Consider the following 12,171-nt stretch of genomic DNA (forward strand, 5'->3'; position numbering starts at 1 on the left):
CCTTCTTTTGAATTATAGATAAAAGTATTATAATTCAGCGGAAACTGTTTGTCGACTTTCAGGTTCTCTCTGCCATATTAAGAAAATATTGATGGACTGTATTGTCATCATCCAGTTCAGGGTGAAAGGCCGTCACAAGCTGATTTCCCTGCCTGGCTGCCACAATGTGTCCATTGACAGAAGAAAGGATGCTCACACCTTCTCCGGCCGTTTGAATATAGGGCGCACGGATAAATGTCATAGGCACTTCTTTCTTTTCTCCAAAATTCTCTTTCGTACAGAAGCTTCCAAGCTGACGGCCGTATGCGTTCCTTCTGGCCGTGATATTCATAGTCCCCAGATGAGGTGTTTCCTGCCCCATGACTTTTTGTGCCATAAGGATCAGCCCGGCACAGGTGCCGAATGCAGGCAGTCCTCCAGCAATCATGTCTTTCAGCGGTTCCGTCATATCCAGTTCTGAAAGAAGCTTTCCCATGACTGTGCTCTCTCCTCCGGGCAGGATCATTCCGTCCATCTGTCTGTGCAGATCTTTTCCGGAGCGGATCTCAAAGCTTTCTGCTCCCAGCGCTTCTATCTTTTCCCGGTGCTCTGCAAATGCACCCTGCAAAGCAAGTACTCCGATCCGCATCATTTCCCTCTTTCTGCCATCAGCAGCTGTATCTCATCCTCATTGATGCCCACCATGGCTTCTCCGAGGCCGGAAGAAAGCTCAGCCAGCAAGTCCGGATCCTGAAAATTAGTCACAGCCTTTACTATGGCCCGGGCACGTTTCTGTGGATCACCCGATTTAAAAATACCGGAACCTACAAAAACTCCTTCTGCTCCCAGCTGCATCATCAAAGCAGCGTCCGCCGGGGTTGCCACGCCTCCCGCTGCAAAGTTCACCACAGGAAGTCTTCCGTCTCTGTGCACTTTTAATACCAGTTCATACGGCACTCCCAGCTTTTTTGCCTCATCAAACAGTTCATCCTCCGGCATGGATGCAATTCTTCTGATATCCCGGTTCATCATTCTCATATGGCGCACAGCCTGAACGATATCTCCGGTGCCGGGCTCTCCTTTTGTCCGTATCATGGATGCTCCCTCATTGATCCTGCGCAGTGCTTCTGAAAGATCTTTTGCCCCGCAGACAAACGGTACTTTAAACTTTGTTTTATCTATGTGGTATACATCATCTGCAGGCGAGAGCACTTCACTCTCGTCAATATAGTCAATCTCTATGGCCTCCAGTATTTGTGCTTCTGCAAAATGTCCGATCCTTACTTTTGCCATGACGGGAATAGACACTGCCTCCTGAATTCCCCGGATCATCTCCGGGTCACTCATTCTGGATACACCTCCTGCTGCACGGATATCCGCAGGTATCCGTTCCAAAGCCATGACAGCGCATGCACCGGCTTCCTCCGCCGTCTTCGCCTGATCCGGAGTGGTCACATCCATGATGACGCCTCCCTTTAACATCTGAGCCAACTGTTTATTTAACTGGTAACGTTCATGATTCATTGCTGTTTCCTCCAAATTTATGTAATATAAGTTCTTGTATCAGCCTGATATAGTAATTCATTATACATTTTATTGGCATTGTCAAAACATCCAGTTTTTAATATTTTATTAGTGCCAGATCTGTTTTGGCAAAACAAAAAAAATCTCCGGTAACCGGAGATTTTCTTATCTTTTTCATATATATAACTATTTTACTCTGCTGCCTGTTCACATTCTGCACCAGACACACCATTTTCTTTCTCATATTTCAGTTTGGCAAAGTAGGCTTTTGTCTCTGCTATCACTACCGGACTTAGCGCCGCCAGTGCGATCAGGTTCGGAAGAGCCATCAGCGCATTGAAAATATCTGCAATCTTCCAAACCGCTTCCACCGTCATAAACGGACCGATAAAGACGGCCAGGATATACAAATACCGGTATCCCAATACAATCTTCATTTTCCCGTTGGTGAGATATTCTAGACAACGTTCTCCATAATAATTCCACCCAAGAATCGTTGTAAACGCAAAGAATACCAGACAAAGCATTAAAATAAAGGACGGCACAATTGGAGGAAACGGCATTCCCATCTGGAATGCTTTTGTAGTCACCGCAACACCCTCCAGGCCTGCATTCCACGTGCCGGAAATAACAATACTGAGGCCTGTCATCGTACAGATCACAATAGTATCAATAAAAGTACCGGTCATGGAAACCAGACCCTGGCGCACCGGTTCTTTTGTCTGGGCAGCTGCCGCTGCAATCGGGGCACTTCCCAGACCTGCCTCATTGGAAAAAATACCCCGGGCAATACCGGACTGCATGGCAGCCAGCATAGTCCCCAAAGCTCCTCCTGCCATTGCCTTTACCCCAAACGCACTTTTTACCACAAGCACTACAGCCGCCGGCACCGCCTGTATGTTGAAAATAATAACACTCAGGGCAGCCAGTACGTAGGCAACTGCCATAAAAGGCACTACAACCTGGGAAACTGCCGCGATTCTTTTAATTCCCCCTAAGACAACTGCTGCCACACAGACAGTGATAATCACGCTGGCAACCAGAACCATATAGGAATAATCCTTGCCGAACAGATGAATCATATGGACATTGTCCGGATCAAAAAAGTTTTTCACTGCACCGGAGATACCATTTACCTGGGTAAAGGTACCGATTCCGAATAAACCGACCCCTGCGCCAAAAAATGCAAAGATCTTAGCCAGCGGCCTCCAGCGGCGTCCCATTCCGTTTTCTATGTAATAAAAAGGTCCTCCCAGAACATGGCCTTTTTCATCGATGGTACGGTATTTAATAGCTAAAAGTCCCTCCGCATATTTCGTTGCCATGCCAAAAAACGCAGCCAGAATCATCCAGAACAAAGCTCCCGGTCCTCCTGCACAGAGCGCCGTTGCCACCCCGACAATATTTCCGGTTCCGATGGTAGCAGAAAGCGCTGTACAAAGTGCCCCGAAGCTGGTTACTTCCCCGGAACCCCCGTCTTCATTTTTCACCATATATTTTAATGCTTTCGGCAGATGCCTGATCTGTAAAAGCCCCAGCCTAACGGTAAGATAGATTCCTACAGCTAAGATCAGTACGATCAGCGGGATCCCCCACACCACATCGTCAAACCAGATAATAAAATCGTTTAATTGTGATAACATGAATTCTTCTCCTCTTTCGTTTCATAAATTTCTCTGCGCATTTGTGCGCATCCTGCACGGAGTGCTTTTTTGTTGCATATAAAATTCCTTCAGAATTCCATATGCAACAAAAAAAAGCCAAACTGAAAGTTTGACCTAAGAAAGAGTAAGCGCATATAAGGCACGCATCGGGCATGCCGCATCTTTATTATGCTCTGTCCTTTTGCCTGAGAGATAAACAGCGGACGCTGTCGTACACCTTCGGCGCTCTTTCTTTGAGACTCTCCAGAGTGCATGTAGCCTGTACATACGTTAAGATATTAACACAGCTGTTTTGCAATGGCAAGAATTTCTTGCCTTGCATCTGAGAAAAAAATACCTTAACATAAATTCAGAATAAAAATGAAAAGGAGTTTTCACATGGAACACATGATTCATGAAATCAAACCTGTTTTTAACCACGAATCAAAGATCCTGATTCTCGGGAGTTTCCCTTCCGTAAAATCAAGGGAAGGGCAGTTCTTTTATCATCATCCCCAGAACCGGTTTTGGAAAGTACTTGCCGCCTCTCTCTGCCAGCCTGTTCCTGCAACAGTTGAGGAAAAAACCATTTTTCTGCTTTCTAACCACATCGCCGTATGGGATGTGATCGCATCCTGTGATATCCAAGGCTCCAGCGACAGCTCCATCCGCAACGTGACTCCCAACGATCTGACCAATCTGCTCGCTGTTGCACCGATACGCACCATCTATACCAACGGCGGGACTTCACACAAGCTGTTTCAGAAATATATGGAACCAAATCTAAAACGGGAAGCTGTAAAACTGCCTTCCACGAGCCCTGCCAATGCATCCTGGTCTCTGGAACGCCTGATCGGTGTATGGGGCCCGGCTCTTTGCAAAGGTTTATTTCCCGGTGAAACGGACCGTAATTTCACAGACCTCTGATTTGGTTCCCACCCGCATCGGCGGTCCCCAGACTCCTGCACCGGAGGTAACAACTGAGTTCATATTTCCGATCTTCTTATATCCGCAGGAATTCTCCCACATGAGGGCTGTCATCAGATTTCCGGGAAAGATTTGTCCGTCATGGGTATGTCCGGATAAGTCCAGATCAGCCCCTTCCCCTGCCAGCACCTCCAGCTCTTTCGGTTCATGGTCCATGACAATGACCGGCTTACTCAGATCGCAGCCTTTCAGAAGTTCTTTGGGGCTCTTTCGTTCACTTCCCATTTTTCTTGTCTTAGACGGGTCCTTTCTTCCTGCAAGGTAAAAACTTTCCCCTATCAGGATCGTTTTGTCATCCAGAATCTTGACACCCGCACGGGTTAGAAATTCCCTCATCTGCCTGTCATCAGAATTTTGCTTCTTTGTGCCAAATGTAAACCCGCCGAGGATCTTTTCATTGATGTCATGGTTTCCCCAGCACGCATATGTCCCATAGGTGCTGTTTATCTTCGCCAGTTCTTTGATGATCTTTTCAGGATTCTTTACCGCCCGGTATTCATTATCAAAAATATCCCCTGCGATACAGACTAAATCCGGTTTCCCTTCATTTGTTTTTTCCACAATCTTCCGGACTTGTGCAAGTCCGCTGTTATAACCCAGATGCAGATCCGCAATCAAAACAATCTTCAGACTCTTCTTTCCCGGAAGACTTTTTTCCACCTTCACCTGATAACTGGTAGTATAAACATGCCTTGCATGGATACTGCCATAAACAGTAAAGGCAAAAACAGCTGCCAGAATAACAGCACCTGCTGCAAAGGAAATCTTTGAATTCTTTCTATCACCTTTTTTTACACAGAGAAGTCCGACCAAGTCCGCAGCAGCAGTGAGAGAAACTGCACAAAAGAAAATCCCAATCCAATAATTGCTGACTATTTTAAAAACCCTCTGGAGCTGGGACTGGGGCAGCAAAAATGCTGTCAGCAGAGAAGTAGCCGCAGTCCAGTATGTAACCTCATATGCAAAACGGACTTTCCGCAGTTTGAATGGCCTGGCATATACTTTAAGCCAGGCAAGACTTCTTTTATTAAAATAATAGTTCAGCAATAAATAAAACGGCGCCAATATCACTGCCAGCATATGCCATCACCCTCAACTTTCTTCCGCAATTTCCTTTACTGACTTCACTGCCTGCTCAGTCTGTTCTTCTGTATTAAAGCTGGAAAAACTAAACCGTACCATGCCCTGTTCTTCTGTGCCAAAGGCTTTATGCATCAAAGGAGCACAGTGTCCTCCTGACCGGGTGCAGATTCCATACTCTTCCATCAGACAGCTGCTCACTTCCCCCGAAGGTATATCTCTTATATTCAGGCTCACGATCGGCGCTCTCTGCTCTTTGGCAAAACTTCCATATACAGCTACTCCCGGGATCCGGACAACTTCCTCATAAAACATTCCGGCCAGGCGAAGCTCTTTCTCTCTCAGATGATCCATACCCTGACGGTTAATGTAATCGATGCCTGCCCCCAGACCTGCAATCCCATGGCCGTTTAAAGTCCCGGCTTCTAAAACCTCCGGCATCTGTCCGGGCTGTTCTTTTTCAAAGGTTCTCATGCCGCTTCCTCCAACTTTCAAAGGATTCACGGCAAGTCCCCGGCGCACTGCCATGCCTCCGGTCCCCTGAGGGCCCAGCAGGCTTTTGTGGCCGGTAAAGCAGAAGACATCCACATGGTCCTTCAAAAGATCCACAGGAAAGATACCTGCTGTCTGTGCTCCGTCCACAATCATCAGTATTCCCCGCTCATGGGCAGCCTTTCCGATCCTGCGGATATCCGTCAGATTTCCGGTCAGATTGGATGCATGGGTGCAGACAACCGCTCTCGTATTTGGCCGGAACAGCTCTTTGATATGTTCCGGCCTGATCACGCCGAATGCATCACACTCTGCAATGGAAAGCTCAACTCCCTGCTGTTCCATCCGGTATAAAGGCCTCAGGACACTGTTGTGCTCCAGCACCGTAGTTACCACATGATCCCCGGGAGAGAGCAGTCCGCAGACAGCTGTATTCAGACTCTCCGTAACATTGGAAGAAAAAGCGATCTGAGAAGGTCCGCAGCCGAACATTTCCCCCAGCTTTTCCCTCACTTCAAATATTGTTCTGGAAGCATCCAGAGCGGCGTCATGCATCCCTCTGGAACTGTTGCCCATATGCCGGACAGCGTCTGCCACCGCAAGAGCCACAGAATCCGGACGGTAATAACTGGTAGCCGCACTGTCAAAATAAATCATAATTACCTCCCAAAACGATCTAAGGCTTAATGATCTTTTCTGCCTGCATCATTATCTCTGCAATCATGTACATGTTGGTCACTTCTCCGACGGCCAGCTGTTCTTCCAGCCCGTAATGATTCAGACAGGTTCCGCAGGTAAAGATCTCTGTCCCCGCGCCCTCCAGCGTTTTTAAGTCATTTAAAGTATCCGCGCCCTGGCAGGAAAGCTTTGCTCCGTTATTGAACAGGACAATCTTATCCGGCCTCTGATCCAGCTGAGTCAGCGCAAAAACAAAACCCTTCATCAGCATTCTTCCAAGGACTTCATCGCCTTCTCCCATTTTATCAGAGGAAAAAACTACAACAGCGCCTGAAGACTCTTCCGGTCTTTCCACAGTTTTTTTCTGGGGATTCCCAGCCGGCTGTTCTTCTTTTTTCTCTCCTGCTGTCATTTTCACCTCAAAGAGATTATTTTCTGTCTCTCTGGATAAAAAACCATATCCTTTCTGCGCTGCCAGCTTCCCAAGATTCTGCACCGCAATATCATTGTCTACTGTTATAATCACTGCACTGCCTTCCGGCGCATCCTCCAATGCCTTTTTTGCCAGGATCACCGGCATCGGGCACTGTTTTCCCACTGCATCAATCCTCTGTTCCATCTTATGCTCCTTTCGTCCAGCTCACAGTTATCTTTTTACCGCTGCGTTTTGTAATCCTGCCCACAATGGCACACGGAAGTTCCAGCTCGTTGAGCTCCTTCATGATACTTTGGGCATCCTCCGGCCTTACCCCTGCCAAAAGTCCTCCTGAAGTCTGAGGATCAAATAGAATCTCTTCCATCCAAAAAGGCACATTCAAAAATTCAACGTCACTGCCAACCGCATTCCGGTTTCTCTGGCCGGCCGCTGTCAGATAAAATTCCTCTGCATAACGGTCTGCGTCCTCTATAAAAGGAACTGCATCCGAATCAATCTCTGCAGAATGATCCTCCCCCAGCATCTCCGACAGATGCTTTAAGAATCCAAACCCGGTCACATCGGTACAGCCGTGAACCTCATATCCGGACAGAACTTCCGCCGCATATTTATTTAACGTGGTCATCGAACGGACAGCCTGGGAGTAAGCCTCCCCGGATGCATCTTTCATCTGACTGGCCGCCAGCACAATACCCACACCCAAAGGCTTGGTCAGCAAAAGAACATCTCCATCCCGGACACCGTTGTTTGCAAGAACCTTGTCCGGATGAACGGTCCCCATAACTGACATGCCATACTTCACATCTGTATCGGCAATAGAGTGTCCTCCAGCCAGTGTCCCTCCGGCCTCAGTTACTTTGGAGTTTCCTCCCAGAAGAATTTCACCCAGAATGTTGAGATCCATCTGCTCCGGAAAACATACGATATTCAAAGCCGTTTTTACTGTTCCGCCCATGGCATAAATGTCACTCAGTGCGTTGGCTGCCGCAATCTGTCCAAATGTATAAGGATCCTCCACCATAGGCGGGAAAAAATCCAGTGTCTGGACAATGGCCAGGTCTTCGCTGATCCGGTAAACTGCCGCATCATCTGCATGGTCAAACCCGATCAGCAGATTGTCATCCTCTTTTTTCGGTATCTTACTTAAGATATGTTCCAGCATTCCGGCACCAAGCTTTGCTGTACATCCGCCGCTTCTGCAGAATACAATATTTTCTTTCCCCATCATAACTCTCCTTACAGCAGCATCCGGTAGATTCCCTCGGTCTCTATGTGGCTGTGTTTTAATATTTCCTTTACAGAAGCTTCCTCTTCCAGTTCCGCACACCATGCCATCCCGCATCCTGCCTTGACTTCAGGCGGCACTGCAATCAGACGCCCCCCTGTCCCATTTTGCCTGCAGCTCTTTTCCATAGCCATGGCACTGGTCGTATTTGGAAAAGCAACTACCAGACGAAGTCTCTTTTCTCTCATACAGTAAACTCTTCCCCTGCTCTTGTAATCTGTCTGACAATTCCCTGATAAGCTCTTCCGTCATCACAGTTCAGATAATGTCTGGATATTTTATACTCACCAAAGGCATGCATCGGAAAGACTGCCTTTGGATGGATTTCTTCCATGAAGTAATTGATCCCTTTGCAGTATTTATCTTCCTGCCTTGGATCCAGCAGAAGAAACGCCAGATCAATATCCCGGCCTTTAAGCCTCTCCACTTCCTCTTTATAGGTCCGGATCATATATTCATTGTCATCCTCCGGTTCTCCGTTCCAGTACCACCAGTTTAAATCTCCTGCATGATAGATCGTCTTTCCTTCTGCGGTGACCAGAAAAGCCACCCCTTCATCGTTGGATTTCAAAGTTTCCACCCGGATGGAGCCAATGGTTTTATTCTCGTGTTCCCCGATCTTTGTTATCTTTTCAGAAGCCTTTGCCGGGATATCTTCTGATAAGATATAATGTATCTTCTTACAGGTCTTTTCCAGTTCAAAAATCTTTGGGTTAAAGTGGTCATGATGGCTGTGGGAGGCAAAGACATACAGTTCTTTGTCCTCAGGCATGTCCGGAATTTCTCCTTTGTAGTAGTCAAACAATAAAACCGTATGCTCCAGTTCCACACAAAAACCGCTGTGTTCGATAAATGTAACCTTCATTGTCTATTTCCCTCCTGACTCCAAAATCTTTTCTTTCAGCTGCGGATCAAATACTTCTTTTTTCAGCATTTCTATTTCATATTTATATGGAGGATAAGAATTTTTCGTCCCCTCTTCCTTTATATACGGTGTTTCCAAGATCTTCGGAACCTGTTCAAAGTCTTTGTGGTGAACAATATGATTAAGCGCTTCAAATCCAATCTCGCCGAATCCGATATTCTCATGCCTGTCCTTTGCCGCACCTTTGGGGTTCTTGCTGTCATTGATATGAAACACTGCAATCTGGTCCTTCCCGACAGCCCGGTCAAAAGAATCCATAACCCCTTCAAAATCATCAACAATATCTAAGCCGCTGTCGCTTGTATGACAGGTATCAAAGCATACTCTCAGCTTTTCACTGTGCTTTACACCGTCATAAATCCGCTTCAGTTCATCAAAATTCCTTCCTACCTCGCTGCCCTTTCCGGCCATGGTCTCCAAAGCTACAAACACCGGGGTATCTTTTGTCAGAACCTCATTAAGGCCTTCAATGATTCTTGCAATTCCGGCTTCTTCTCCCGCCCCTACATGGGCACCCGGATGAAGCACCAGGGTACTGCTTCCCATGGCTTTGGCCCGTTCGATCTCCAGAGCCAGAAATTCCACTGCCAGTTCAAATGTCTCCGGCTTTACTGTATTGCCCAGATTAATGATATACGGCGCATGGACAACAAATGTGTCAATCCCAGATGCTTTCATCAAATCCTGAGCCTCTTCAATCCTCAGTTCGCTTACGTCTTTTCTTCTGGTATTCTGAGGTGCACCTGTATACACCATAAATGTATTTGCTCCGTAGGACAATGCTTCCTTGACAGACCCAAGAAACATATCCTTTCCTTTCATCCCTACATGTGATCCTATTAACATCTATTCTCATTCCTTTTCTTTAATTTTATAAATTGCAGCTCTTATTATAAATCATAGGAGCCTAAATGTAAAAGGTATTATGTTCTTGAAAAAATACAAAAATTTATTTGCATTTCCATAAAAACCATGATATTATAACTGTGTTGTGCAGTCGTGGCGGAATTGGCATACGCGCTAGACTAAGGATCTAGTCCGGGCTAACTGGGTGAGGGTTCAAGTCCCTCCGACTGCATTCTTTTTATTTTCGGAACTGCCGTACCGGCGATCAGACATCGCTGGTACGGCAGTATTTTTTTAACTTTTCTGTTTCCATACACAGGCCATGATATCTTTTAATACGAGAAATGCATCTGTGTCATCATAACCGTGCTCCTTTTTTAAACGCCCCAGCATTGCCTTTATTTTATCAGCATAATCTTTCACCGGCACTTCCTTCTGATACGTGGTAAGGACCGGATATTTTTTACCCCAGACCTTTGTCCAGTCAATCTTCTCCTGCATCTCTTCACTCGTATTCTCTATGACCTGCTCTATTTCCTGTAAATCCGAATCAAATTCAATCAGTTCGTCTAAAGACAGATGATATAATACTGCCAGATTTTTGGACTGCCGGATATCAGGAAGCGTCTCATCCGTTTCCCATTTTGATATGGTTTGTCTGCTGACCCCTAATTTCCCTGCAACTTCTTCTTGTGACAACCCATTTTTCTTTCTTGCATTAAATAAGCTGTTTCCTAACTTCATCTCCATTACCTCCTCCTTTTATGCCCTTCAGGCTCACGTATTCAACACAATAAAGTATATACGCAGGTGAAATGTAAAGCCACCAATTCTGTCTTACAATTCTGCACGCTATCTTAACATTCAGAATCAGCCCGGCTGTGCTCCAACTGCTCCGGCTTTTGATGCAGTAGGAATTCAAACTCATGATCCGAAAGAACCCACTGCTTTACCTGGTCTTTTCTCAAAACCAACGGCATTCTGGAATGAATCTCTTTGACGGATTCATTGGCTTCTGCGGTCAGTATTACAAACTGCTGTCCTCTTTTGCTCTCACGCAGAATTCCGGCCATATACATATCCGGCTGCTTCTGATAAAAAGCGTACTTTATCTTATCACTGCCCCATTCATAAAATCCAGCGGCAGGTACAGCACAGCGGCTGCTCTCTGCATATTTCTTAAACATTCTTTTCTCCAGAACCGTTTCTGATCTGGCATTGATAACCAGTCCTTTTCCATCGAATCGTTCAAATCCCCAGTAACACAGTTCGCCGGCCATCTCCTGCCCATACCTCAGAATAACCGGAGCCTGGCCGGACGGATATATTTCTTTCCTCCCTGCAAGGCTCAAATCAATGATCTTAACCAGCTCTTCTGCCTTTTTTATTGTCTCCTCATTAATAAAATACCGTCCGCACATCATATTACTCCTTTTTCTGCTTATTATAACCAACGGTATGACATATTCTACATGATTTCCGTCCGGCTCTTAGAATGCCTCACTCCAACCATAGAGAACATGGACGTAATATCAGCTGGAGAAGGATGGATTTTGAGGGAATTTCCTGTGCAAGAACAAAGTGGACGAGCCACTTCATTTCCCCAGCCTCTCACTCTTTGCATCCTGCACGGAGTGCTTTTTACTGCACAGGGGATTCTGAAGGAATTTCCTGTGCAGTAAAAAAGAAATCCTGTCTGCATACTATACTGACAAGATTTCTTCTTTTTTATTCTATGATTGATATCCGGCTGCCTGCGTTTAATTCTGGTACCGCACTTTTCTCTACACAAATACTGCCCGGCAGGCATTCTCTGTCACCGCTGAAAAACACGGTTAAATGTCCCAGTTTTCCAAGATTTTCAGCTGCAATTTTACCAACTTCTGTAATCTTGTATTCCTTATCGTCAATGACCAGCCTGTTTCCCGGCATTATTTTACTTACCACTGGATTAACCTCAACAAAATAACAGAAATCTCTCAAACTTACCAGCGCCGGTTCACCGAAAGTGATCAAAAACCCTTTTTTGGCAAATGCGGACACATCGCTTCCTACAGCCTTCACTGTTGTATGGTAGATCATATTTTCACCCTTTCTTTAAAGAAGCTCCCGCTCAATGCGTTCTCTCGCTTCCGGTGCCTGTTTCTCCATCTTTTCCGGGAATCCGAACATGGATACACATGCGATGTTGTCTCCCCCGGCCTTCGGTGCGTTCTCTTTTAACTGACAGCTGGCAAAGTCCATCTCTCTTAAGGTCTCAAAGATTCCTTCAAAATCCACATCTCCCTCTCCCATT

General features: G+C 46.1%; 14 protein-coding genes, 1 tRNA gene, 1 pseudogene and 1 riboswitch. Of the genes and pseudogenes, 2 read left to right on the forward strand and 14 right to left on the reverse strand.

All coding sequences use genetic code 11. The features are described 5' to 3' along the window. Nucleotides 1-58: 58 nt before the first annotated feature. The 3 genes from pdxT to KH180_RS15270 form a co-directional block, all read right to left on the reverse strand. Nucleotides 59-628, reverse strand: coding sequence for a pyridoxal 5'-phosphate synthase glutaminase subunit PdxT (pdxT, locus tag KH180_RS15260; RefSeq protein ID WP_290761855.1), 570 nt, complete (start codon nt 626-628; stop codon nt 59-61). Then, complete coding sequence (gene pdxS, locus KH180_RS15265) at nt 628-1,503, reverse strand: pyridoxal 5'-phosphate synthase lyase subunit PdxS (protein WP_290761828.1); 876 nt, start codon at nt 1,501-1,503, stop codon at nt 628-630. The genes pdxT and pdxS overlap by 1 nt, the downstream gene beginning before the upstream one ends. Before the next feature lie 191 nt (nt 1,504-1,694). Then, entirely contained in the window at nt 1,695-3,146 is a 1,452-nt protein-coding gene (locus KH180_RS15270; RefSeq protein ID WP_290761831.1) for an alanine/glycine:cation symporter family protein, read from the reverse strand. Between the two features lie 184 nt (nt 3,147-3,330). Beyond that, nucleotides 3,331-3,424, reverse strand: a riboswitch (glycine riboswitch). A gap of 121 nt (nt 3,425-3,545) precedes the next feature. Here KH180_RS15270 and KH180_RS15275 point away from each other — a divergent pair. Next, nucleotides 3,546-4,073: a DNA-deoxyinosine glycosylase gene (locus tag KH180_RS15275; RefSeq protein WP_290761834.1), complete on the forward strand. Its 528-nt coding sequence runs from the start codon at nt 3,546-3,548 to the stop codon at nt 4,071-4,073. Here KH180_RS15275 and KH180_RS15280 read toward each other — a convergent pair. The 7 genes from KH180_RS15280 to KH180_RS15310 are packed head-to-tail and all read right to left on the reverse strand — an operon-like array spanning nt 4,032 to nt 9,875. Further along, nucleotides 4,032-5,213: a metallophosphoesterase gene (locus KH180_RS15280; protein ID WP_290761837.1), complete on the reverse strand. Its 1,182-nt coding sequence runs from the start codon at nt 5,211-5,213 to the stop codon at nt 4,032-4,034. The two genes, KH180_RS15275 and KH180_RS15280, sit on opposite strands and share 42 nt — an antisense overlap. Before the next feature lie 12 nt (nt 5,214-5,225). Next, a complete protein-coding gene (locus KH180_RS15285; RefSeq protein ID WP_290761839.1) occupies nt 5,226-6,362 on the reverse strand; it encodes an aminotransferase class V-fold PLP-dependent enzyme in 1,137 nt (378 codons plus the stop codon). Between the two features lie 19 nt (nt 6,363-6,381). Then, complete coding sequence (gene yedF / locus KH180_RS15290; RefSeq protein WP_290761842.1) at nt 6,382-7,002, reverse strand: sulfurtransferase-like selenium metabolism protein YedF; 621 nt, start codon at nt 7,000-7,002, stop codon at nt 6,382-6,384. A gap of 1 nt (nt 7,003) precedes the next feature. Continuing rightward, complete coding sequence (gene selD, locus KH180_RS15295) at nt 7,004-8,047, reverse strand: selenide, water dikinase SelD (protein WP_330624595.1); 1,044 nt, start codon at nt 8,045-8,047, stop codon at nt 7,004-7,006. 8 nt (nt 8,048-8,055) lie between these two features. Next, nucleotides 8,056-8,292: a DUF3343 domain-containing protein gene (locus KH180_RS15300; protein ID WP_290761845.1), complete on the reverse strand. Its 237-nt coding sequence runs from the start codon at nt 8,290-8,292 to the stop codon at nt 8,056-8,058. After that, entirely contained in the window at nt 8,289-8,969 is a 681-nt protein-coding gene (locus tag KH180_RS15305) for an MBL fold metallo-hydrolase (protein ID WP_290761848.1), read from the reverse strand. Before KH180_RS15305 ends, KH180_RS15300 begins: the two co-directional genes overlap by 4 nt. A gap of 3 nt (nt 8,970-8,972) precedes the next feature. Continuing rightward, nucleotides 8,973-9,875, reverse strand: a complete 903-nt coding sequence (locus tag KH180_RS15310; RefSeq protein ID WP_290761850.1) for a deoxyribonuclease IV — start codon at nt 9,873-9,875, stop codon at nt 8,973-8,975. Between the two features lie 147 nt (nt 9,876-10,022). Between KH180_RS15310 and KH180_RS15315 the strand changes: the two genes are divergently transcribed. After that, a tRNA-Leu gene (locus KH180_RS15315) sits at nt 10,023-10,107 on the forward strand. Nucleotides 10,108-10,169: 62 nt separating this feature from the next. On the opposite strand, the gene KH180_RS15320 is transcribed toward KH180_RS15315, so the two are convergent. From KH180_RS15320 to KH180_RS15335, 4 genes and pseudogenes are all read right to left on the reverse strand, one after another. Next, on the reverse strand, nt 10,170-10,625 hold the full coding sequence (locus KH180_RS15320) for a helix-turn-helix transcriptional regulator (protein WP_330624596.1): 456 nt from the start codon (nt 10,623-10,625) through the stop codon (nt 10,170-10,172). Nucleotides 10,626-10,732: 107 nt separating this feature from the next. Continuing rightward, nucleotides 10,733-11,299, reverse strand: coding sequence for an SOS response-associated peptidase (locus KH180_RS15325; RefSeq protein WP_290761852.1), 567 nt, complete (start codon nt 11,297-11,299; stop codon nt 10,733-10,735). Nucleotides 11,300-11,603: 304 nt separating this feature from the next. Next, nucleotides 11,604-11,957, reverse strand: coding sequence for a PTS glucitol/sorbitol transporter subunit IIA (locus KH180_RS15330; RefSeq protein WP_290761853.1), 354 nt, complete (start codon nt 11,955-11,957; stop codon nt 11,604-11,606). A gap of 15 nt (nt 11,958-11,972) precedes the next feature. After that, a pseudogene (locus tag KH180_RS15335) lies at nt 11,973-12,171 on the reverse strand (sugar phosphate isomerase/epimerase); the annotation flags it as partial.

Origin of the sequence: Anaerostipes sp., from assembly GCF_018381315.1 — a bacterium.
Lineage (GTDB): Bacteria > Bacillota > Clostridia > Lachnospirales > Lachnospiraceae > Anaerostipes.